22 protein-coding genes and 1 pseudogene are annotated in these 22907 nt (G+C 55.5%); 14 read left to right on the top strand and 9 right to left on the bottom strand.

From position 1 onward, the window contains the following. The first annotated feature begins 32 nt into the window (after positions 1-32). Both TR2A62_RS07875 and TR2A62_RS19515 read left to right on the top strand, forming a co-directional pair. Complete coding sequence (locus TR2A62_RS07875; RefSeq protein ID WP_009157920.1) at positions 33-1697, top strand: NAD+ synthase; 1665 nt, start codon at positions 33-35, stop codon at positions 1695-1697. 18 nt (positions 1698-1715) lie between these two features. Further along, complete coding sequence (locus TR2A62_RS19515) at positions 1716-1892, top strand: hypothetical protein (protein WP_009160399.1); 177 nt, start codon at positions 1716-1718, stop codon at positions 1890-1892. Positions 1893-2165: 273 nt separating this feature from the next. On the opposite strand, the gene TR2A62_RS07865 is transcribed toward TR2A62_RS19515, so the two are convergent. Then, positions 2166-2417 (bottom strand): hypothetical protein, encoded by a 252-nt coding sequence (locus TR2A62_RS07865; RefSeq protein ID WP_040820455.1) that lies wholly within the window; start codon positions 2415-2417, stop codon positions 2166-2168. 93 nt (positions 2418-2510) lie between these two features. Between TR2A62_RS07865 and gltX the strand changes: the two genes are divergently transcribed. Further along, positions 2511-3830, top strand: a complete 1320-nt coding sequence (gltX, locus tag TR2A62_RS07860) for a glutamate--tRNA ligase (protein ID WP_040820453.1) — start codon at positions 2511-2513, stop codon at positions 3828-3830. Positions 3831-3834: 4 nt separating this feature from the next. Further along, positions 3835-5223, top strand: coding sequence for an MATE family efflux transporter (locus TR2A62_RS07855; RefSeq protein ID WP_009159753.1), 1389 nt, complete (start codon positions 3835-3837; stop codon positions 5221-5223). A gap of 327 nt (positions 5224-5550) precedes the next feature. Here the strand turns inward: TR2A62_RS07855 and TR2A62_RS19510 are convergent, their stop codons facing one another. From TR2A62_RS19510 to TR2A62_RS07840, 3 genes are read right to left on the bottom strand one after another with little or no spacing between them, the layout of a single operon-like run. Then, positions 5551-5751 carry a hypothetical protein gene (locus tag TR2A62_RS19510; RefSeq protein ID WP_009158904.1) on the bottom strand — a complete coding sequence of 67 codons (201 nt, stop codon included), beginning with the start codon at positions 5749-5751 and terminating at the stop codon, positions 5551-5553. Next, on the bottom strand, positions 5748-8273 hold the full coding sequence (locus TR2A62_RS07845) for an ABC transporter permease (RefSeq protein WP_009159713.1): 2526 nt from the start codon (positions 8271-8273) through the stop codon (positions 5748-5750). The genes TR2A62_RS19510 and TR2A62_RS07845 overlap by 4 nt, the downstream gene beginning before the upstream one ends. Further along, the gene (locus tag TR2A62_RS07840) at positions 8270-8941 is read right to left on the bottom strand and encodes an ABC transporter ATP-binding protein (protein WP_009159379.1); all 672 of its coding nucleotides are present in this window, start codon (positions 8939-8941) and stop codon (positions 8270-8272) included. Before TR2A62_RS07840 ends, TR2A62_RS07845 begins: the two co-directional genes overlap by 4 nt. Before the next feature lie 85 nt (positions 8942-9026). On the opposite strand from TR2A62_RS07840, the gene TR2A62_RS07835 reads away from it, so the two are divergent. Beyond that, positions 9027-9623 (top strand): arylesterase, encoded by a 597-nt coding sequence (locus TR2A62_RS07835; protein ID WP_009158110.1) that lies wholly within the window; start codon positions 9027-9029, stop codon positions 9621-9623. A gap of 77 nt (positions 9624-9700) precedes the next feature. Here the strand turns inward: TR2A62_RS07835 and TR2A62_RS07830 are convergent, their stop codons facing one another. After that, positions 9701-9910 carry a cold-shock protein gene (locus TR2A62_RS07830; RefSeq protein ID WP_009160554.1) on the bottom strand — a complete coding sequence of 70 codons (210 nt, stop codon included), beginning with the start codon at positions 9908-9910 and terminating at the stop codon, positions 9701-9703. 398 nt (positions 9911-10308) lie between these two features. On the opposite strand from TR2A62_RS07830, the gene TR2A62_RS07825 reads away from it, so the two are divergent. Further along, positions 10309-10878, top strand: coding sequence for a L,D-transpeptidase (locus tag TR2A62_RS07825; RefSeq protein WP_009159866.1), 570 nt, complete (start codon positions 10309-10311; stop codon positions 10876-10878). Positions 10879-11033: 155 nt separating this feature from the next. Beyond that, entirely contained in the window at positions 11034-11315 is a 282-nt protein-coding gene (locus tag TR2A62_RS07820) for a hypothetical protein (protein WP_009158319.1), read from the top strand. 76 nt (positions 11316-11391) lie between these two features. Here TR2A62_RS07820 and TR2A62_RS07815 read toward each other — a convergent pair whose 3' ends face one another. Next, positions 11392-11883: a hypothetical protein gene (locus tag TR2A62_RS07815; protein WP_009157387.1), complete on the bottom strand. Its 492-nt coding sequence runs from the start codon at positions 11881-11883 to the stop codon at positions 11392-11394. A gap of 119 nt (positions 11884-12002) precedes the next feature. After that, positions 12003-13658 (bottom strand): energy-dependent translational throttle protein EttA, encoded by a 1656-nt coding sequence (ettA, locus tag TR2A62_RS07810; RefSeq protein ID WP_009160438.1) that lies wholly within the window; start codon positions 13656-13658, stop codon positions 12003-12005. Between the two features lie 69 nt (positions 13659-13727). Here ettA and TR2A62_RS07805 point away from each other — a divergent pair, with 69 nt between their 5' ends. The 3 genes from TR2A62_RS07805 (at position 13728) to TR2A62_RS07795 (ending at position 15894) form a co-directional block, all read left to right on the top strand. Next, complete coding sequence (locus TR2A62_RS07805) at positions 13728-14165, top strand: MOSC domain-containing protein (RefSeq protein WP_009157769.1); 438 nt, start codon at positions 13728-13730, stop codon at positions 14163-14165. A gap of 98 nt (positions 14166-14263) precedes the next feature. Then, on the top strand, positions 14264-15295 hold the full coding sequence (gene mgrA / locus TR2A62_RS07800) for an L-glyceraldehyde 3-phosphate reductase (protein WP_040820448.1): 1032 nt from the start codon (positions 14264-14266) through the stop codon (positions 15293-15295). Beyond that, positions 15295-15894 (top strand): nicotinate-nucleotide adenylyltransferase, encoded by a 600-nt coding sequence (locus tag TR2A62_RS07795; RefSeq protein ID WP_040820444.1) that lies wholly within the window; start codon positions 15295-15297, stop codon positions 15892-15894. Before mgrA ends, TR2A62_RS07795 begins: the two co-directional genes overlap by 1 nt. Here the strand turns inward: TR2A62_RS07795 and TR2A62_RS07790 are convergent. Continuing rightward, entirely contained in the window at positions 15891-16718 is an 828-nt protein-coding gene (locus TR2A62_RS07790) for a DMT family transporter (protein ID WP_009158571.1), read from the bottom strand. The genes TR2A62_RS07795 and TR2A62_RS07790 overlap by 4 nt on opposite strands. 96 nt (positions 16719-16814) lie before the next feature. Here TR2A62_RS07790 and dacB point away from each other — a divergent pair, with 96 nt between their 5' ends. Further along, positions 16815-18329, top strand: coding sequence for a D-alanyl-D-alanine carboxypeptidase/D-alanyl-D-alanine-endopeptidase (dacB, locus tag TR2A62_RS07785; protein ID WP_009157680.1), 1515 nt, complete (start codon positions 16815-16817; stop codon positions 18327-18329). Between the two features lie 6 nt (positions 18330-18335). On the opposite strand, the gene TR2A62_RS07780 is transcribed toward dacB, so the two are convergent. Beyond that, the gene (locus TR2A62_RS07780) at positions 18336-18755 is read right to left on the bottom strand and encodes a tellurite resistance TerB family protein (protein ID WP_009160151.1); all 420 of its coding nucleotides are present in this window, start codon (positions 18753-18755) and stop codon (positions 18336-18338) included. A 164-nt stretch (positions 18756-18919) separates the two neighbouring features. Between TR2A62_RS07780 and TR2A62_RS07775 the strand changes: the two genes are divergently transcribed. The 3 genes and pseudogenes from TR2A62_RS07775 (at position 18920) to TR2A62_RS07765 (ending at position 22878) form a co-directional block, all read left to right on the top strand. Further along, positions 18920-19333, top strand: coding sequence for a DUF4864 domain-containing protein (locus TR2A62_RS07775; protein WP_040820442.1), 414 nt, complete (start codon positions 18920-18922; stop codon positions 19331-19333). A gap of 192 nt (positions 19334-19525) precedes the next feature. Then, positions 19526-21817: pseudogene (locus TR2A62_RS07770) on the top strand (glycosyl hydrolase family 28-related protein). A gap of 143 nt (positions 21818-21960) precedes the next feature. Further along, positions 21961-22878 carry a D-amino acid aminotransferase gene (locus TR2A62_RS07765; protein WP_040821285.1) on the top strand — a complete coding sequence of 306 codons (918 nt, stop codon included), beginning with the start codon at positions 21961-21963 and terminating at the stop codon, positions 22876-22878. The last annotated feature ends 29 nt before the right edge of the window (positions 22879-22907 follow it).

Here is a 22907-nt window from a genome sequence, read left to right as displayed (position 1 = left end):
TGATGCGTGAACAAGTCGCGAGGAGCAGCACAATGCCTGACCAGTTTCGCCTGACAATGGCCCAGATGAACCCGACCGTTGGGGATTTGGTTGGTAACGCAGATAAGGCATTCGCCGCGTGGCAAATGGGTGTCGATGCTGGCTCGGATATGGTTGTGTGTCCCGAGATGTTCTTGATCGGCTATCAGGCCCAAGACCTTGTGATGAAGCCTGCTTTTGTCCATTCGGCGATGGATATGGTGATGAATTTGGCCGCGCGGTGTGCGGATGGCCCTAGTTTGGGGGTTGGTGCTCCGTTTCTCGATCCTGAATCCGGTCGGCTCTACAACGCATATTGGATTCTAAAGGGCGGCAAGGTCGCCGCACGGATGCTCAAACATTTTCTGCCCAACTTTAACGTCTTTGATGAAGTGCGGTTGTTCAACCGCGGCGCCACCCAAGGTCCGTATGACGTAGGGGGGGTGCGCATTGGCAGCCCGATTTGCGAAGACGCGTGGTACGTTGATGTGTGCGAAACTATGGTTGAAAGCGGTGCCGAGATCCTCGTGATCCCGAATGGATCGCCCTATTTCCGCGACAAATTTGATATTCGTATGAACCACATGGTCAGCCGCGTGATCGAAAATGATGTACCTTTGGTGTATCTGAACATGGTCGGTGGACAGGATGATCAGGTGTTCGATGGCGGCTCGTTCGTCTTGAACCGTGGTGGCAAGCTCGCGCTGCAAATGCCAACCTTTGACGAAGCTTATGCGCATGTTGATTTCACCCGTACCTCTGACGGTTGGGAGGCCATTGAGGGTGAACGCGCCACACTGCCCGACAGTCTTGAGCAAGATTACCGTGTTTGCGTTGAGGGTTTGCGCGACTACATGGGCAAGACGGGCTTCAAGAAGGTGCTGCTGGGGCTTTCGGGCGGTATCGATAGCGCGATTGTCGCGACCATCGCGGCAGATGCGCTGGGACCAGGCAATGTGCGCTGTGTCATGCTGCCATCAGAATACACGTCCCAAGCGTCGCTGGATGATGCGGCACAATGTGCGCACAACATCGGCTGCAATCTCGATACTGTCTCGATCGCGGGTCCACGTGCGGCGGTCACGGATGCGCTTGCCCCACTCTTTGAAGGGCTCGAAGAGGGGCTGACCGAAGAGAATATTCAGTCTCGCTTGCGCGGGGTTCTCTTGATGGCTCAGTCCAACAAATTTGGTGAGATGCTACTGACGACAGGTAATAAATCTGAAGTTGCCGTTGGCTATGCGACGATCTACGGCGATATGTCGGGCGGCTACAATCCTATTAAGGACATGTATAAAACGCGCGTTTTTGACATCTGTCGCTGGCGCAATGCCAATCACCGTCCGTGGATGATGGCCCCCGCAGGAACAATGGTGCCGGTCGAGATCATCGAGAAACCGCCAACGGCCGAACTGCGAGAAGATCAAAAGGACAGCGACAGCCTGCCACCCTATGACATTCTAGACGGTATCTTGACGATGCTCGTCGACCAAGAAGCCAGCGTCGCCGATTGTGTGGCTGTCGGTTATGAACGGGAGACCGTCAAAAAGGTCGAGCATCTGATCTATATTTCGGAATACAAACGCTTCCAGTCTGCGCCGGGTCCACGGCTCACTGATAGCGCGTTCTGGCTGGACCGGCGGTATCCGATTGTAAATCGTTGGCGCGATCACAGCTAATTCGTGCTAAGGTTGGGCATGGCTGATCCTGTGACCCGACCGACCGACGCAGACGTTTTGGCATTTATCAATGCGATCGAGCACGACGGAAAACGTGCTGATGCGTTTGTTTTGCTTGACACTTTTCGCGACGTTACGGGGTGGGAACCTCGCATGTGGGGTCCGACCATCATTGGCTTTGGGGCCTATCACTAAGTCTATGACAGTGGGCACGAAGGCGACAGTCTTGCCACCGGTTTTAGCCCACGTAAGGCACGCCACTCGATCTATATCCTGCCAGGGTACTATATCCTGCCAGGGTACAAGGATTTCACCGACATCTTGGACCGTTTGGGGAAGCACAAAATGGCGCAGGCCTGTCTCTATGTGAACAAGCTCGCTGATATTGATCTGGATGTTTTATGCGAATTGATCCGCGCTGGTCTAGACAATCTTCGGACCAAGTATCCGGTGACGGCTAGCTAAACCCTAGAACCAACGCCTGATGACTTTGTAGATCAAAAACACCACAAAACTACCCAATGGGATCGATGCATGAATTGCGGAATAGTACCAAACGATCGGGTGCACTGCGCGGTCTACGCCGTGGTTTTGTAGCAGATATTGTCCGTCTTTAATCCGGCCATTCAAGGCGTCACCACCGAGAAGCACCGCGATGATCCAAAAGGCGATGAAATTACCCGCAAAGATCCACAACAATTTCTTGTCCAGATCAGTCATTGATTGATGTGCCCACTCCATACGGTCATTCTAGACATTCCGCCCCGCCTGTGAAAGAGCGGGAGCAACCCAATTTTGACGGACATTGATGCTATGACCACGACCCGTTTCGCCCCATCTCCCACAGGCTATCTGCACATTGGTAACCTGCGGGCTGCGCTGTTTAACTATGCCATCGCACGCGGGCAGGGCGGTCAGTTTGTTCTGCGTATCGACGACACTGATCCAGAACGGTCCAAGCAAGAGTATATTGATGCGATCCAAGAGGACCTGACGTGGCTCGGCCTTACATGGGACCGGATTGAATACCAATCCAAGCGCCTTGATCGCTATGATGCGGCCAAGCAGCGTCTGATCGATATGGGCCGTCTCTATGAATGTTTCGAGACGCCGGTCGAGCTGGACCTCAAGCGCAAAAAGCAGCTGAACATGGGTAAACCGCCGGTCTATGACCGCGCGGCGCTGGCGCTGTCTGACGATGAAAAGGACGCGCTACGAGCGGAGCGTGGATCGCATTGGCGGTTCAAGCTAGATCACAAGCGCATCGAATGGACAGATGGAATCATCGGAAACATCTCTATTGATGCGGCGTCGGTTAGTGATCCGGTTCTGTTCAAGAATGACGGCCAAATTCTGTATACTCTGGCCTCTGTTGTTGATGATACCGAAATGGGGATCACAAATGTCGTGCGTGGTTCTGATCACGTGACCAACACAGCGACGCAAATTCAGATGATCGAGGCACTGGGCGGCACCGTGCCATCCTTTGCACACCACTCGCTTCTGACTGGTCCCCAAGGCGAGGCGTTGTCGAAACGTTTGGGCACGTTGTCCTTGCGTGATTTGCGCGCGCGTGGCGTCGCACCCATGGCGGTTCTCAGCTTGATGGCGCGCCTTGGGTCGTCCGAACCTGTAGAGTTGCGCCAAGACGTTTCCGATGTTGTTGATGGATTTGATCTGGAAAAATTCGGTTCTGCGCCGACCAAGTTTGATGAGGCCGACCTTGATCCGCTGACAGCTCGCTTTTTGGCGGCACAACCTCTTTCGGTCGTCGCAGACCGCGTTGCAGCATTGGGCGTGCCAGATGCTTTGGCGGAACGTTTTTGGACAGTTGTCCGCGACAACATCGCCAGCCTTGATGAGATGTCAAACTGGTGGGCTGTCTTCCGCGACGGGGCGAAGCCCCAGATCGTAGAAGAAGACGCTGATTTCGTCGCACAAGCTTTGGGCCTATTAGGCGATGCACCTTACGATGACGAGACTTGGAGCGCGTGGACTTCTGCGGTAAAAGAGGCGACTGGCCGTAAAGGCAAAGGGCTGTTCATGCCACTGCGTCACGCGGTGACGGGACGTACCCGCGGGCCGGAAATGGCTGATGTGATGCCGCTTCTTCAAATCAAACCCAAGGGGTAAACCTATGTCAGAACAGGCGAAATTTTTAACTGGCAGCCTGTTCAAACATATCTCGGTCATGTCGTTGACCGCGAGCGTCGGTCTGATGGCCGTGTTCCTTGTTGATTTTGTCGACATGATTTTCATCAGCTGGCTTGGCAAAGCCGAGCTGGCGGCGGCTATCGGCTATGCCGGCGCGATCCTGTTTTTCACCAGCTCTTTTGGAATAGGGGTATCAATCGCTGCTGGTGCTCTTGTCGCACGTTCCTTGGGTGCTGGTGATGAAGACGAGGCACGCCACCGAGCAACGAATGCACTGGTGCTAGGCGTCGTATTCAGCGCGATTTTTGCAGCCCTTGTTTGGTTCAATTTACGAACACTTGCAGGGTGGATGGGTGCCATGGGCGAGACGCTGGATCTCGCTGTTTCGTACTTGCAGATCATTATTCCGTCGTTGCCATTGCTTGTTGTTGGCATGGCTGGCGGCGCAATCTTGCGTGCGCATGGGGATGCAAGCCGCGCCATGATGGCGACGATTTATGGCGGTGCGGTGAATGCGGTTTTGGATCCAATTTTGATCTTTGGGCTCGACCTTGAGCTCACGGGTGCGGCGTGGGCCAGTGTCGCCGCGCGCGCGGTGATTGGTGGCACGGCATTGATCCCGATTTTCAAACACCACGGCGGACTGGACCGACCCAAACTGCCATCAATTCTCGCTGATTTTCCTGTCGTTCTCACGATCGCGTTGCCTGCAATTCTCACACAGCTCGCCACGCCGATCGGCGCAGCTTATGTCACGCGCAGCATGGCCGAATTTGGTGAGGACGCCGTGGCCGGTATGGCCATTGTCGGTCGGATCACACCAATCGCATTTGGCGTCATCTTTGCGCTGTCCGGTGCCATCGGCCCGATCATGGGGCAGAATTTTGGCGCACAACAATACGAACGGGTCCGCCAAACATTTCGCGAGGGGCTTTTGTTCATTGCGATCATTGTTGTTGTTGTTTCGGGCGTGCTCTTTGCCCTGAGAGAGCCGATTGCCATCCTGTTCCAGCTTGATGGGATTTCGATGACCCTCGTCTTCCTCTTTGCAGGGCCGCTGTCACTGGCGTTTTTCTTTAACGGTGTGATTTTTGTCGGGAACGCTGCCTTTAACAATCTGGGCCACCCGTTCTATTCGACGATCGTCAATTGGGGTCGCAACACATTGGGCACAATTCCGTTCGTCTGGCTTGGTTCAATGTGGCTCGGGGCGCCAGGCATTTTGTACGGTCAAGCGCTAGGGGGCGTGGTGTTTGCTGGCGTGGCGTTTGTGCTGACCCGACGCGTTCTTGCCAAACAAGACGCTGTACCAGCCCAAGAGCCGTTCTCTCGTCAGGCGCGTCTGTTCCAACTGCTTCACCACCGTCGGTAACTGGGCCATGTGCCGGTCCACGAGATCCTGGTCCGAGGCACTCAGCACTTGATGATGGGGATAGATTGGTGCGGCACGATCATGCAAGATTGGCGCATCCCACCCGTCGGTTGTTTCAAAAAAAGCGTTCACTCCAACTGAGCCAAATCGATGCATGTATCCTTGGATCACAACGTTGAGGTAGGACATCAGGATGGGTGCCAGAGCTTTCGGTCTTGGGAATGAGTCTACTTGATAAACGGCGATTTCGGCGGCCTTGCTTTCGGCGCTGATCGCGTCCGAAACATCAAACCGAGAATACGCTGCTTCGCGTTCATCCAGTGCTGCTCAGTCGGCGTTTGGAACTGCGGCAATCACGCCATCAATTTCAGCACCCGAAACCGGCCGAGCTGAGAGAAAGGCGAACGGTTGAACATCCGTGTGGCGCCATTCACGCCGCCAGCCGCGCAGCGTCGCATTGCGTGCGTCTGGGTAGTCATGTGTTGAAAGGTTGACGAGGCTGCCGTATCCGAAAAAATGTGGTGTCATTCTCGAGACCTTAGAACCTGCGATGGGGTGCGGGCAAGGCTGCGCCATGCAAATCCTAGTCCCGCCAACAATGTGGCGGCAATGCCACCTAGGATAATGGCGCCAACATTGGTCCAGATGACGGTGTAGGTGCTTTCCATAATAAACGTGCTCACCGCCCAACCGCCTAATATCCCCGCAAGTAAGGCGACGATGCCAGCTGCTGCCCCGAGGATGATCGACCGCAGTGCAAAGCTTGCTAGGATGCGTTTGCGTGAGGCCCCGACAGTCTTGAGAACGGCAGCCTCAAAAGTACGGGCGGGTTCGCCCGCTGCCGCAGCGCCGATCAACACCAAGAAGCCAGTCAGCAACGTGGCCGCAGCGCCATAAGACGTGGCCGCCGCCAACCCCGCCAATACATCTGCGACCCGCTCGATCGCATCTTTGACCCGAATTGCGGTGATGTTTGGATACCTGTTCGAGACATCCCGCAAGATTGCTGCCTCATCGTTGGTTTCGGCGTAGACAGTTGCGATATGTGTATGAGGGGTGGCTTCGACGGCTGAGGGGTTAAAACTCATGATAAAGCCGATGCCTGCGGTCGAAAAATCAACTTCGCGAAAATTCGAGATCTCGGCCGTGATATCGCGTCCTAGGATATTGACGGTCAATTGGTCGCCAATATTCAAACCCATTTCTTCGGCCTCTTCTGCAGAAAAACTGACAAGCGGTGGTCCGCTGTAATCCTCGGGCCACCATGCGCCCTGTGTTACGGTCGCATCATCGGGCAGGGCCGCGTTGTAGGTCACGCCACGGTCGCCCTCGAGCACCCAATGGTCGCCTGCAACCTCTGCTGCAGGGCGTCCGTTTATCTGTGTAATGACACCGCGCATCATTGGTGCGCTGTCGATCTTGGAAACACTCTCTCTGGTTCCAAGTTGGTCGCGAAATCCGTCGATTTGATCCTTTTGGATGTCGACGAAAAAGAACGATGGCGCGAGCTGGGGGAGGTCACGCTCGATTGATCCGCGCAGGTTTCCGTCAATTTGGCCAACTGCTGCCAAAACGGCGAGGCCGAGACCCAAAGGCAATACAACTGATGATGCTTCTTCTTTGGGGCCACCAATGGCCGCGAGGGCGAGACGCAGGGAAGGCCGTCCACGAGCGCGCTGTGCAATTTTGCGCGCACACCAGCGTACCAGCCGAGCGGCCAACGCCAAGAGAACAAGCGCGGCCATGATCCCACCTGCCGTCCATAGCGTTAAATACAGTGTTTCTGAAAACCATGCGGCAAGCCCTATCAGCCCAGCAACCAGCGCGGCGGTTAAAATGATGTAGGGCCAGCGCGGCCATCCTGATCCTGCGTTTCCCGCATCACGCAATAGGGTTGCCGCGCGAATGTTTTCGGTCTTGGCCAAGGGCCACAGCGAGAAAATCGCAGCGGCGAGTGCGCCGTAGATCGCAGCCTCGATCATCGGAGCGGCATCAAATTGCAAATCTAACGGAACAGAGAGTTGTTCTTCGATGAGTGGCCCCAGTGCAAACGGGACGGCCGCGCCCAATGCCAGCCCAATGGCAATTCCTAGCAGGGTTAAGACGGTGATTTGCAATCCGTAGGTCCAAAAGATCACGCGCCGAGACGCGCCCAAGGTGCGCAGGGTCGCGATCACGCTGAACTTGGTTGCCAAGTAGGCTCGAACCGACGCGGAAACCCCTACACCGCCAACGGCGAGACCGGATAAACCGACCAGGATCAAGAATGCACCGATGCGGTCGACAAAGGCGGCAATCCGAGGGGCGCCATTGCGCGCATCTGTCCAACGCAGCCCGCTTTGAGGTAGGTCCGTTTCTGCACGCGCCTGCAATCTGCCAAGGTCGATACCTTCGGCAACAACCAGTCGATATTTTGTAGAGAACAACGTGCCTTCGCCCAACAATCCGCTGTTTGCCAAATCAACCGCCCGGACAAAAGTCCGCGGTCCCAGGGAAAAACCACCACCAGCATTGTCGGGATACGCCTTGACGACCGCCCGCAGCACAAACTCTTGTGTGCCAAGCGCGAAGGTGTCGCCAACAGACAGCTCTAAACGGTCCGCTAATATCTGTTCCATGGCGCCGCCGGGGGTGGAGGCCGCAGCAAAGATTTCTGACATCGGAATTTGAGGGTCTAGCGTAAGGCTTCCAATCAACGGATAGAGGTCATCAACGGCCTGCACCTGCGTGAGGGCCCTCTCGTCGCCGACGACGGCCAGTGACTGGAAATCAATGACCTCAGACACGGATATGGATTGGTCCTCCATCCAATCACGTTCTTCGGCGCTGGCACGACGGTAGGTAAGTTCAATCTCGGCATCGCCGCCCAAAAGATGCGCACCTTGTTGGTCGAGCCCCTTTTCGATCCCGGCGCGGACTGATCCAATTCCGGCGATCGCGGCGACACCTAGTGCGAGACACGCCAGAAAAATCCGAAAACCCGCAAGTCCACCGCGCAACTCGCGACGGGCAAACGTCCACGCCAAAAGGATGTCACGCCATAGTGTCATGCGTCGATCAAACCGTCACGCAGCCGCAAGACACGGTCGCACTTGGCAGCAAGCTCGTTTGAATGGGTCACCATCACCAAGGTCGCGCCATGCCGATCACGTAGGCCTAACAACAGATCAATGATCGTCTGGCCGGTGGCTTCGTCTAGGTTGCCAGTCGGCTCATCGGCCAGCAAGATTTTTGGACGAGGTGCCGAGGCGCGGGCGAGGGCGACGCGCTGTTGTTCGCCGCCCGACAGCTGTGCAGGGTAATGATCACCACGGTGCGACAGGCCGACGGTCTCAAGCTCGGATGCGGCGCGGTCAAATGCGTCAGAGATGCCTGCGAGTTCTAGAGGGGTCGCTACGTTTTCAAGCGCAGTCATTGTCGGAATGAGGTGGAAGGATTGGAAGACCACCCCCATATTGTCTCTACGAAACAGCGCCAGTTGGTCTTCGGTTTGATCAGTCAGATCATGACCGAGGGCGCGAATGGTGCCGGATGTGGCGCGCTCGAGCCCGCCCATCACCATAAGGAGAGACGACTTGCCAGATCCAGACGGCCCGACCAACCCTAGCGTTTCGCCTTCAGACACGTTCAAGGAAATGCCACGCAAGATATCGATGGGACCAGCATTGCCCATCAATGAAAGTGTCGCGTTTTCAAGTGATAAGACGGGGTCGGACATCACGGCACCTTGGTCTAGGGTTCCCTTTGGATATGGCGCGCGGATTGGGTTTCGCAACCTTGTTGTTGCGCTTTTCTTACTCCCTGTGGCGGCGGCTGCTGATGGCGTGACCATTGCTGTACTTGGGGACAGTTTGACGGCTGGCTATGGGTTGCCTGTTGCTGACGGATTTGTCCCGCAAATGCAGGTTTGGATGCAAAATCAAGGTGTTGAAGTGACCATCATCAATGCGGGTGTTTCAGGCGACACAACGTCAGGGGGCTTGTCGCGCGTCGATTGGACGCTGACCGAAGATGTGGATGCAATGGTCGTGGCCCTTGGTGGTAATGACTTGTTGCGCGGAATTGATCCGGCGATCAGCAAGGCGAACTTGCGAGGTATATTAGAGGCAGCAGAGGCTCGCGGTGTCGAGGTGTTGCTGATCGGTGTCGAGGCACCTGCTGGCAACTATGGCCCAGATTATGCCAGTGCTTTCAACGGCATGTATCAAACGCTTTCGGCCGAATTCGAAGTGCCGTTGGTTGAGACTTGGTTCCAAGGACTATTGGCCGCAGCGAGAACCCAAGACCGGGTTCGGAACTATATGCAACCCGACGGCATTCACCCGAATCTACAAGGTGTCGCAGAAATCGTAGCGGATTTGGGGCCAGAATTCATCGCCCTGGTGCAGAGCGTCGAATAGGGACGGCCCAAAAAAAGCGCCCCAACGAATGAACGTTGGGGCGCTGATCTCAACGTCTAAGGCGTTGATTAAGCTGATCAATCAGCAGAAGTGATGTTGATAGCGCTCTCGCGGCCGTCACGGCCAGCTTCGATATCAAAGTTCACTTTCTGGTTGTCGGCGAGACCTGTGAGGCCCGAACGCTCGACAGCAGAAATGTGGACGAAAACGTCCTTGGAGCCGCCATCGGGTGCGATAAAGCCGTAGCCTTTTGTGGTGTTGAACCATTTCACGGTGCCAGTAGCCATCGTGTTGTTTCCTTTAGATAATTCCGCTCACACAATGTAGCGGACCGGCGCGTCAGTGTCGGATCGAAGAACTGGTGCCGTAAGGAAACAGGGTCGATAGAAGTAACGTTGCCCCCCTGATATGGGGTGGAGTTCCGCATAAAGCAAGTGATTTCGATCTCGTATCAAAGTTGCGCTAAATCCCGCCAAAACTATGTAAATTACGTATTTTTGCCTCTGAATTTTGTAATTTGCGTAATTTGTTAATCTCCTTGGAACTTGGAATGTGCTGTGGCGATGGCGGAACACGAGGGTGTGACGATATGTCAAAGGGCTTGGACGTAGCGTCTGATATTGGCATGGTGCGTTAACCGGACCGTAATTTTGAAGGGCTGGACTAAATTTTCAGGGGGACGATTGTGACCAATTTAAATGTAACGCGCCGAGCCGCGATCCTTGGGGGTGTGGCAACACTGGGTGCGGGGGCGGCAATAGGCCAAACCACATTGCCAGAAGAATTTCAGCCGCGGCTTGTAAGACTACGTGACGGGTTTGCACCCGGCGAGATCCATCTTGATCCTAATCAGTTCGCGTTGTTTTGGACGTTAGAGGACCGACAAGCAATCCGTTATTCCGTTGGCGTTGGTCGGCCAGGCCTGTACGAAAGTGGTGAATTTACTGTCGGTGCCAAGAAAGAGTGGCCGAGCTGGACACCAACGCCGGACATGATCAAACGCAATCCAGCGGCCTACAAACAACACGAAAATGGTATGCCGGGTGGCCCCAACAACCCGCTTGGTGCGCGCGCGTTGTATCTGTTTCAGCCAGGACGCGGTGATACCTTTTTGCGGATCCACGGAACAAATGCACCACGCACGATTGGCACCGCAGTTTCGAATGGCTGTGCCCGTCTGACGAATGCGCATATTGGCGACCTCTACGAACGTGTGCCTCTGGGGACGCGGGTTGTGCTCTACGCTCAGGGATAATTCGATCCGAAGTAAGTCAAAAAACGCGTTCTGTTTTAGCAGAGCGCGTTTTTTTTGTGTGCGTTTTGGTGCGAGTGGGAAGTGCGTGGGGGCTTTCCCCCTGTGGTGAGGGCGATCGCGCGATATGTTGAGGTAACAGTTATGAGGGGAATGTTATGTTTAAATTTCTATTTGGGGGCAAAGGTGCCGCTACTCGCGAAACACAACACCAGACGATTGAGCGCACCTTTGGTGAGCTGAACGAGATATTGGGCGGTATGGCGGTCAAGGCCAAGGTTGGAGTGGATTTAGAGACTGGCCTGCTTGAAGTGACGCTGCCAGACCAAATGCCAGATGAGGCGTTGGCATTGCCAGCCCCGTCGGAAGAAGAGGTCGAGAGCGCATCTGAGGACGCGACCCAAGACGCAAAGAAAAGCGTTGAAAAGGCCGCCGCCTGAACCATGCCTTTCCAAGTTTGAATGACAAAAGGCGGCCTCGATTTGGGCGGCCTTTTCAATTGCTTTGGTTTTCAATTTACGAGGCTGTGTCTGTTTCAGACGGGACCTCTTCGGTCTCAATCTCTGTATCGGCCAGCTCGGACATCTCATTCTCGGCAGCATCGAGGGTCGTTTCCGGTTCTGCCGTATGCTCTTGGACTTTGTTCCAGATGTCGCGGACCTTTTCACGGGTTTGTGCGACCTGTTGGGCCAGATTGCGGGCGCGGATCGCCTCGTTCGGGACACAGTGGGTGTTGAGCGGATTGGCTGCGCGAGCGACGCCGTCGAGCCCATTTTGAAGAACGCCCCGATCTTGTAGCAATTTAAACAGGCCACGCGCGGTTTCGCCATCGACCCGCATCAAGCGACCCAGCATTTCGGGCGACGCACGGTCGTGGCATCGTGCCAGCAATTTAGCGGCGGCGAATTTTTCGGTGACGGCTGTAGGCACGGCGGCAACAGCAGGGGCCGGCATCAGCGGTGCAGCAAAGAGCGCACCAAGGCCGAGCGTAAAGGTTCTGCGTTTCATGAATATCAAGTGGGGATGGGCAGCGTTGGTTTTTCAGGGGAAGTTTGTCGTGACGACCTCAGAAATGCAAAAGGCCCACGCAAATGGTGGGCCTTTTGTACGAGATCAGAGCGGTGAGATTACCGCGCGAATTTTTTGTGTTTGATGCGCTTGGGTTCTAGGGCATCGGCACCGAGACGGCCTTTCTTGTCTTCCTCGTAGTCTTCAAAGTTGCCTTCGAACCATTCGACGTGTGCTTCGCCTTCAAATGCGAGGATGTGAGTGCAAATCCGGTCGAGGAAGAAACGGTCGTGTGAAATGACCACGGCGCAGCCAGCGAAATCGACAAGCGCGTCTTCGAGCGCACGCAGGGTTTCGACGTCGAGGTCGTTGGTCGGTTCGTCCAACAGCAGCACGTTGCCGCCAGATTTCAGCAGTTTGGCCATGTGGACGCGGTTGCGTTCACCACCCGAAAGGATGCTGAGCTTTTTCTGCTGATCGCCGCCCTTAAAGTTAAAGGCGGAGCAGTAGGCGCGGCTGTTCATTTGCGCGTCGCCCAATTGAATAATCTCGCCACCCGAGGAGATTTCCTCCCAAACTGTGGCATCGCCGTTTAGTTCGTCACGCGACTGATCGACATAAGACAGCTCGACCGTGTCACCGTATTCGACGCTGCCGGCGTCAGGCTGTTCTTGCCCTGTGAGCATTTTAAACAGCGTGGATTTACCCGCGCCGTTGGGGCCGATCACGCCGACGATGCCGCCGGGTGGCAGGGAAAACGACAGGTCTTCGATCAAGAGTTTGTCGCCCATCGCCTTTTTAAGGTTCTCGACCTCAATGACCTTGGACCCCAGACGCGGGCCATTGGGGATGATGATCTGAGCGCGGCCCATTTTCTCGCGCTCGGACTGATTGGCGAGGTCGTTGTAAGCCGAAATACGCGCTTTGGATTTTGCTTGACGGGCCTTGGCACCTTGGCGCATCCATTCAAGCTCGCGCTCGAGCGTCCTTTGCTTGGATTTGTCGTCTTTGGCTTCACGCTCAAGACGCTTGGCCTTGGCTTCGAGCCAGCTGGAATAGTTGCCTTCGTGCGGGATGCCCGAGCCACGGTCCAGTTCGAGGATCCAACCGGTGATTGCATCGAGAAAATAGCGGTCGTGAGTCACGATCAAGATCGTGCCTTTGTAATCGATGAGGTGCTGTTGCAGCCAAGCGATGGTTTCTGCGTCTAGGTGGTTGGTCGGTTCGTCCAAAAGCAGCATGTCTGGCGCTTCGAGCAGCAGCTTGCACAGAGCAACGCGGCGCGCTTCACCACCCGAAAGTGTGGCGGGCATCGCGTCGTCAGCAGGGCAGCGTAAGGCTTCCATGGAAACGTCGATTTGGGCGTCGAGATCCCACAGGTTCGCGCTGTCGATTTCGTCTTGGAGCTGCGCCATTTCATCGGCGGTCTCGTCCGAGTAATTCATCGCAAGTTCGTTGTAACGGTCGAGGATCGCCTTTTTCTCGGCGACGCCTTCCATGACGTTTTCACGCACGGTCTTGTTCTCGTCCAGCTTGGGTTCCTGCGGCAGATACCCCACGCGGGCGCCTTCGGCGGCCCATGCTTCGCCTTGAAACTCTTTGTCCTGACCGGCCATGATGCGCATCAGCGTGGATTTACCGGTGCCGTTCACACCGACGACGCCGATTTTCACACCTGGGAGAAAGTTGAGGCGGATGTTTTCAAACACCTTTTTGCCACCGGGATAGGTTTTGGACACGCCGTCCATAAAGTAGACGTATTGATAAGCAGCCATTGGGCGGACCTCTGAGAGAAACAGGAATTTGGTCGTGTGTAACGGCAGGCGTGCGAAGGAGCAATCGTGATGTGTGAATTACGCGAGATGATGGGGCGAGTGGCGCAAGCCGGGCGGCTAGACTGGATTGGCGTACGTGGGCAGCGACGTGCGCATATGGACACGTTGGGGATGGTTCAGGTCACTGATGCCGGACTAGCGGGGGATCACGGTGTAGCAGGCAAAAGGGCTGTCACGTTGGTGCAGGCAGAACATCTAGGAGTGATCGGTGCGATGTTGCGACGTGGTGCGGTAGATCCTGCCGACCTGCGGCGCAATTTGGTGGTGAGCGGGGTGAACCTTCTGGTGTTCAAGGGGGAACAGGTTCAAATCGGAGATGTGATATTAGAGGTGACCAGCCCTTGTATGCCGTGCAGTCGAATGGAAGAGACATTTGGCTATGGTGGCTACGGTGCGGTTCGGGGCATGGTGGATGGTGCGCCCGCGTTGTCCGAGGCGGTGTTGTAAAGCTGGGTCAGAACGTAGGCCCAGTTGATCGAACATTGGCTGTTTGACAATCCCCCGCCGCTTGGGGTTCATCACAGTAACCTAAATTGGAGCACATGATGACCTATATCCCTGCAGAGACGCGCTATGACACGATGTCCTATCGTCGGTGCGGCCGCTCGGGGCTGAAGTTGCCCGCAATCTCGTTGGGGCTGTGGCACAATTTTGGGTGGGACACTCCGCATCAATTGAAACGCGAGATGTGCCAGACGGCCTTTGACAACGGGATCACGCATTTCGATTTGGCAAACAACTATGGCCCCCCAGCAGGATCCGCCGAAGAAGCCTTTGGCGAGATTTTGGCAACGGATTTTGCGGGCTACCGTGATGAATTGGTGATTTCGTCCAAGGCTGGCTACCTGATGTGGGATGGCCCCTACGGCGAGATGGGCAGTCGCAAGTATTTGATTTCGTCCTGCGATGCATCGCTAAAGCGTATGGGGCTTGAGTATGTGGATATCTTTTATTCACATCGGTTCGATCCAGAGACCCCGTTAGAAGAAACCATGGGTGCGTTGGATCAGATCGTGCGGTCGGGCAAGGCGCTCTATGCGGGTATCTCGTCATATAATTCGGAAAAGACCCGCGAGGCGGCGGCGATCCTGCGGGACCTCGGCACGCCCTGTTTGATCCATCAACCAAGCTACAACATGTTGAACCGTTGGGTGGAAAAGGATGGGTTGCTTGATACCCTTGAGGACGAGGGGATCGGGTCGATTGCATTCACACCGTTGGCCCAAGGGATGCTGACGAACAAATATTTGAACGGTGTGCCCGAGGGCAGCCGCGCGACACAGGGCAAATCGCTGTTAGACGGCTTTATCAACGAACGGTCACTCGCGTCGATTGCAGCGCTAAATGATGTGGCACAGGCGAGGGGCCAGACCCTTGCGCAGATGGCGCTGGCATGGGTGTTGCGGGGTGGTCGGGTCACGACGGCGTTGATAGGCGCGTCGCGCGCCTCGCAGATTGTCGATTGTGTTGGGGCCGTTTCGAACCTTGAATTTACACAGGCAGAGTTGGACGAGATCGACGCGCGGGCCTCTGAGGAGGACATCAATTTGTGGGCTGCGTCCTCGCAGAGCGACTGATGCGGCTCGAGATGCCATATGCGGCACCTGATCAGGTGGTTGGACTGCTAGGGGGATCTTTTGATCCTCCGCACGGCGGGCATGTTCATATCACCCAAGCGGCCATGAAGCGGTTTTGTTTGGACCGCGTTTGGTGGCTGGTGTCGCCTGGCAATCCGCTAAAGGAACGTGGCCCTGCGCCATTCGCTGAACGGGTGCACGCGGGTCGCGCGCTCATGCGGCACCCGCGGGTTGCCGTCACAGATTTCGAAGCGCAAGTCGGGACACGGTACACCGCCGAGACGTTGCGCGCGTTGATTGCGCATTTCCCCAAGGTTCGGTTTGTGTGGCTGATGGGTGCTGATAATTTGGTGCAGTTTGATCAGTGGCAAGATTGGCGTTGGATCATGGAAACAGTGCCGGTGGGTGTGTTGGCACGCCCCGGTGACCGGATGGCTGCACGGACAAGCAAAGCTGCACGGATTTATGCAGGCGCACGCCTGAAGGGTCGCGAAGCACGTCTTTTGGGACAGTCACAAGCGCCTGCATGGGCGTTTCAAAACATGCCAATGCGCGATGTTTCATCTTCGGCCATTCGAGCACGGGGCGAGTGGGGCTAGCGGCGCAACCGAAGTGCTGCAAAGCCTGATGTAATGAGGACCAACAGGCCGATCGCAGTGGTCCATGTTGGGATGTCATTGAACACAAGGTAGCCGCAAATCGTGGCGGCGATCAGCTGGAAATACACCAGCGGGGCCAGTCGTGTCGCCGATGCGCGGCTGTAGGCCAAGATCAAAAGCAGATTGCCTGCCATCGAGCAGAGAGCCGAGGCCAGCCCGAGCCAGATGATTTGGGCTGTAAATGTGGGCACATGTTGCAGGCCGAGTGGCGCCATGATGAGCGTTGCGATCACCAGTTGGGTGGTCAGCAGGCCTGTAGCGGAACCTAGTGGTGCCAGCCAGCGAGATGCTGTGAGAAATGCGCCGTAGAATGCGCCAGCGCCTAATGCAAAGAGCAGTCCGGGTGACATATCAGGGCTGGGTTGCACGATGATGAGCACTCCGACAAACCCGATCAGCAGCAAAAGTGTTCGGGGCCAAGTAGCTGGTTCTCTTAGAAACCAAGCGGAGAGAGTGTAGCTGACAATCGGTCCGATAAAGAAGGCACCAAACACCGTAGGAAGGTCTTCGGTCCTGAGCGCTGTCAGAATGCAAGAAATGCCCCCTGCGATCAGCGAGGCGCGCAGCCAGATGCGCCAATCGCGGAACAACGCCCAAGTCGCGCGGCTGGCAAAGGGTGCAAAGAGGCACGCGGCAATGCCAAAGCGTGTAAACGCCAAAAAGAACGGGTGCAGTCCGTGATCGGTGGCCAACAGTTTACCGGCACTGTCCCCCAAGGGGATCAATGACATCGCGACAAGCATCAAGAATACCGGAGATTGCATGCGCCACAGCTAGCGGTTGCTGCGATAGAGTGGAAGTCGAAATACAGACCGTTCGAGGGTTGTCACGGTGGGGTCGCTAATGGATAAGTTGGCGCCATGATGGGGAGATCACGTCAAAACCTTGGACGAGTGCTGGGGCGCCGCGCTGTGCTGGGCGGGATGGTGAGCGCGGTGGCGGGGACGGCGCTGGCCAATGCGCCGGTGCGATCTTTGCGGCCTGTCGCACGATCAGGACCGATCGATCCCGCGACACACATCGCCCCCGAGGTCATGTTGTTGGATGCCGCACTGAGCGGAACAGTCGCGTTTATGCTGGCGGATGCCGAAACCGGTGAGGTCTTGGAGGCAAATGCCGAGCAGATCGCGCAACCACCTGCGAGTGTCGCCAAAGCAGTGACCGCGCTCTATGCGCTGGATCAACTGGGCGCAGAACATCGGTTCGAAACCCAAGTCATTGCGACGGGTGGTTTTGCCGACGGTGTTTGTTTGGGTGATCTGGTTTTGGTTGGCAGCGGTGATCCCACGCTGGACACGGATGCGATGGAGAGCGTCGCTCGTGATCTCAAGGCCGTTGGTCTGCGCGAGGTGCGTGGCGAATTTCAGATCTATGAAGACGCGCTGCCGTATGTGGCGACGATCGACGCCCAGCAGCCTGATTATTTGGGCTACAGCCCATCTGTATCTGGCCTGAACCTCAACTTTAACCGTGTCCATTTTGAGTGGCGGCGCGCGGGTGCGGATTACAGCGTCACAATGGATGCGCGTAGCGAGAAACACAGGCCTGATGTTGCGATGGCGCGGATGCGGGTCGAACGCCGCGAGACGCCTGTTTACGCCTATAGCGACGGTGGCCATTTTGATCAATGGAGCGTTGCACGCAGCGCGCTGGGCAATGCAGGGGCACGGTGGTTGCCTGTGCGCAAGCCGGGTCTCTACGCAGCTGATGTGTTGCGGACGTTTGCGCGTGCACAAGGTATTGCGTTGGGGACAGCTAGCGTGACACGCGCACGCCCCGAAGGGGCAGTGTTGGCACGGTTCTTGTCAGGGACTATGACCGAGCAGATGCGCGGTATGCTCAAGTTTTCGACGAACCTGACAGCAGAAGCAGCGGGATTGGCGGCCAGCCAAAGGACCGGAGCCATTGATGGGCTTTCGGCCAGTGCTTCATTGATGAACCGTTGGTGCAAAGCCGAACTGGGCATTGATGCCACGTTTGTCGATCATTCAGGGCTTGGGGATCAATCCCGGATCAGTGCCGAACAGATGGTGGCGGCCTTGGTGCGTGTGGGACCAAATGGAAATTTGCGCCCGATCCTAAAAGATATCGACATGACAGACGAAGACCGCAAGCGGATTGGGGATCATCCGGTCCAAGTCGCAGCTAAGACCGGCACGCTGAACTTTGTAAGTGCACTCGCAGGATATATTCGTGCAGTGGATGGTCGGATGCTCGCCTTTGCGTTCTTTGCCGCCGACGTCGAGCGCCGCGCCGCGATTTCACGCAGTGACCGCGAGGATCCATCAGGCGCACGTAGCTACAACAGGCGGGCGAAACGATTGCAACAGAGACTGCTGCAACGTTGGGGCGCGCTCTATACGGTCGACGTTTAGAGGGTCTTAGACGATGTGGCGCGCGCGTGCACCGCGTTCGATAGCGGCAGCGTGGAGACGGTCAATGTTGAGCTCGTACCGAATTTCTTCGAGCATACGCGCCTCGGACTGAGCGATATCGCCGTCGGCGGCTGCAACATCACACGAGATCGCATAGGCCGTTTCATTAAGTCGCTCTGGCAGGCTTTCGCGGATCAACCCAAAGAGAGCGTCGAGGCCGTCTTCTTGCTCGAGAAGGTCAAAAACTGTCTGTGCGATCTGGTTGAGTTTATCCGCATCGTACCCTGCAAAAACGGGCAGATTGTTGATAATGTTAGTGATTTTGACCAGCTCTGAGGTGCGGATGTTTTCGTCAGAGGCAGAGACCGCGATCATAAGAGCAGCGAGGCTATCTTGGGCGGACATCGAATGGGGCATGTCGGACATCTGGGGCACCTTTATCATTGTGTTATGAAAACACCTATGGGCTGAGACGGGTTCGAACAAGTGATATGGCGTGATCGGACACAGCTAATTGAAAGAAATTTGAAACCCAAAGGCGTTTTGCTGCGTATCTTTTATAGAGATAAATAAATTGGGAGGGCGTGAAGATGAGAGTTTTTGCAATTGTGGTAGCGATGTTTGGGATGATTTGGGCGACGGCAGTGCTGGCGCAGGATGCTGAAGCGGCAGAGATCGAAGCCACAATCAACGGCCAAATGGAGGCGTTTCGCGCAAAGGACGTTGATGCTGCGTTTGAATTCGCAAGTCCGATGATCCAAGGCATGTTTGGCAATTCGGCACGCTTTGGCACAATGGTCGAGCAAGGGTTTCCAACCGTTTGGAACAACGAGACGGTCCAATACCTTGAACTAAGTGATTTGGGGCCACGCTGGGTCCAGCGGGTGATCCTGCGGGATGGGATCGGTGGATTTCAGATGTATGATTACATGATGGTGCGGATGGCCGAAGGCTGGCGCATTGATGGCGTCGCCGAAGTCAAAGCCCCCGATGTGGGTGCATAATTACCCAAAATACTCGAGCTGACTTTACACCCAGCAGCCCAATCTGAAGGTTGGCGGCCCTATGAACGACAGGGCGGCGCACGGTTGCACCGTCACGGTGCTCTGAGAGGGGGTTAACTCCCGCTTGGTAAATCTCTTTTCCCGAAATGGATGCGTCCGGTTGTGGCGCAGATCGCGTGGAAAGGGATTTTGATGAACAAAGTGATTACTGACGGGCTGGTCTTGATGCCGCCTAGTTTTGCGAATGGTCTGGATGTCTGGTCGAGCGGTGATGGCACACCTGGATCTGACACCTACGCGGGTTCCGGCAATGGTGTTTATGTGCCTGCAGATCAGGATTTTGGCGCAGCACTCGAACTGCTCAAAACCAGCGCTATGCAGCGCGTCCGCTATATGGGCGAGACACCAATCCTGCCGGGCTGCTATTTGAAGGTGACCGTACGCGTCAAAGCAATCAGCGGCAATTTGCCATCAGTTCGGATTTCGACCCGACCGTCACGGGCTGACAATGGCGCTGTGGGGACTGTTACCAATCTTGGCGTATCCGTTCCACTGACAACCTATGGCGAAGTGGTCGAAGTGTCGGCCTTTGTGGGCTCGGGCAACCGTACTGTCGTTGATATGGTCTGGGGTGATCAGGTCGTTTATGCGCATATGGGGTTGGATTTGACTGGTGCGAACAACGGCGTTGTCCGCATTGACGATATCGAAATCGAAGACGTCACATCCGTGTTTCTGCGCAACATGATTTCGACCGCGGATGTGCGCGACTTTGGTGCTGTTGGCGACGGTGTGACCGACGATAGTGCGGCGTTCGAGGCCGCGGATCAGGCGGCGAATGGTCGCGAAGTATTGGTGTCGGCCGGAACCTATTTTCTGGGAAGCAATGTCACGATCAACAACCGTATCCAGTTCGAAGGAACGGTCGTTATGGCCGCCGAACATCGGTTGGCCCTGATCAAGAATTTTGAACTACCTACCTACTATGATGCGTTTGATGATGAGGAACGCGCGTTCAAGGCGGCATTTCACGCGCTGTTGTTTTTCTCGAACCACGAAAGCCTCGATCTGGGTGGGCGCCGTGTCGCACTGAGCGAGCCTGTTGATATGCAGGCAGCGGTGCCTTCTCGCACAACATTTGCCACGCGGCGGGTGATCCGAAATGGCCAGCTGCATCCGATTGATGGTCCTGCGTGGGATTCGGAAATTGTCACATCGCAAGCGACCTATGATCCGGCAAATGCACGGGTTCTGACGGGCGTCGCGAATGTTGCAAATATTCAAATGGGCAGCCTTGTCGAAGGCAACGGGGTCGGGCGCGAAATCTATGTCAGCTCGGTTGATGTTGGCCAGCAACGGGTGACGCTAAGCCAGCCGCATCTTTGATGCTGAAGGAACGCAGACTTATACCTTTACCCGGTTCAAATACCTGCTGGATTTCAGTGGGTTCGACCAGCTGACAGCGTTCCAACTGGCCGAGATTGATTTTCAGTGTGAGGGTAAGGCGAGTGGGATCATGCTTGCCAAAACAGGCGTGACGTTCCAGATCACAGATTGCAATATCAACCGACCTCTTAACCGTGGCATCACATCTGCGCATGAGGGCTGTCAGGGGCTGCAAATTGACCGGTGCCAGTTTATCTCGAACGAGCAACCAATTCCAGTTGAAGACTGGATTTCCATCGGGTTCAACACCAATGCAAATGACGCAAAAATTCGTGACAATCGGACCGTTCGGTTCGAGCACTTTGGTGTTTTGGGTGGGACCGGTAGCACAATTGTTGGCAACCACTGGTTCCACGGAGATGATGAAACTGACGGTGTCCGCAAGGGCGGCATGATCATCGCCAAGTAGAATTGCAAATCGCTGATCACTGGCAACTATGTTGATAACAACTTTATCGAGTGGACGAACGAATACGACCAAGATCCAGAATTTGGGGTTGGCCTTTCGTTTGGTGGTTTGACGATTACGGGGAACACGTTCACGTGCAATGACGTGGCAAATTAGTTCAATTGGATCGTGGTCAAACCGCATGGGGCAGGGCCGTTTATTAACGGCCTGCATGTCGTCGGCAACGTGTTTAAAACCTTGAATGGTTCGATTGATCGGATCGAACATATCGATACGACCTATGCCGGTATGAATTTTGGCCGAATGGTGAATATCGAACTCCGTGCCAACACGTTCAACGGGATCAGCGAGACGGTATCGAACCCAGCTGTGATCAAACACACCGAGGCGTCTGAGGACAATAAATGGGTGATCGACACAACTGGTCAGTTGCCGTTTTTGGGCCGGCTTGGAATGTCGAGGCAATCGTACCGTATGATCCGATCACCAACTTAGGTGGTATGCTAGTATTCGATCTTCCATCAGTCCTGCGAAATCAGGGTCTCGATCGCAGAGAGGTCGAGCTGACTTCGAGCGAGGCGGTCAAAGGAACGGTTAATATTCAGGTCAGAATGGATAACCCGATCTAGGGCTAAGTCGACGGATGGGACGGGAGTGGGGTGCAGTGATGCGCCCCGTTTTGGCTTTTGTTGGACTCCGTTGGCTGGTTGCGTTTTGCAGGCTTGAGCGCACCGAGCAGGTGCGTAAATATGATCCGGAAATAGGAGCCATCATGCCCGAGTACACAACCCACGCCGCCCAAGAAGACGCCCGCAATGAAAACCTGATGATCTGGCTAAATGGTCGCCTCGTTCCCAAGGAACAGGCGGTGGTGTCGGTCTATGACAGTGGCTTTATGTTGGGCGACGGCATGTGGGAAGGGATGCGTCTGTATAACGGGACATGGGCGTTCTTTGACACGCATATGGACCGGCTCTATGACAGCTGTAAGGCGGTTGATCTCGACATCGGTATGACGCGAGAGCAAATGCGGGATGCGATGCAACAAACAGCGGCAGCCAACGGGATGACGGGGGATGCGCATTGCCGTTTGATGGTGACACGTGGTGTCAAAGTACGCCCATTCCAACACCCGAACCTTAGCCAATCTGGACCGACGGTCGTGATCTTGATGGAGCATTCGAAACCGGTAGATGCGTTGCAGGGGCAAGGTATCCGGCTGGCAACTGTCCCGCAGGTCCGTGGGTTGCCGATGGCGCAGGATGCCAAATACAATTCCCACTCAAAGCTCAACTGCGTGATCGCCTGCTTGCAAGCACAACAGGCTGGGGCGGACGAGGGTTTGATGCTCGATCCGCATGGGTTCGTTAACACGACAAACGCCTGCAATTTCTTTGTCGTGCGACGTGGCGAGGTTTGGACGTCGACAGGTGATTATTGCATGAACGGAGTGACACGACAGAACGTGATCAACCTATGTCGGGCCAACGACATCCCTGTTTTTGAACGCAATTTTTCGTTGGTTGATGCCTATGGTGCAGACGAAGCGTTTTTGACGGGGACCTTTGGAGCGCAGACCCCCGTGGCGGAAATCGATGGAAAACCAATTGGATTTGATGGGGGGCGTGGTCCCGTTTTGACCCGAATCCGAGATCTCTACAAAGGACTGATCAACGAGGTAACACGCTAGAATTCGATCCAGGTTCCAAGTCGCAATCC

The organism is Thalassobium sp. R2A62 (assembly GCF_000161835.1).
Classification (GTDB): domain Bacteria; phylum Pseudomonadota; class Alphaproteobacteria; order Rhodobacterales; family Rhodobacteraceae; genus Thalassobium.
Note: the sequence above shows the minus strand (reverse complement) of the source record. Positions and strands in the feature narration are given on the sequence as shown.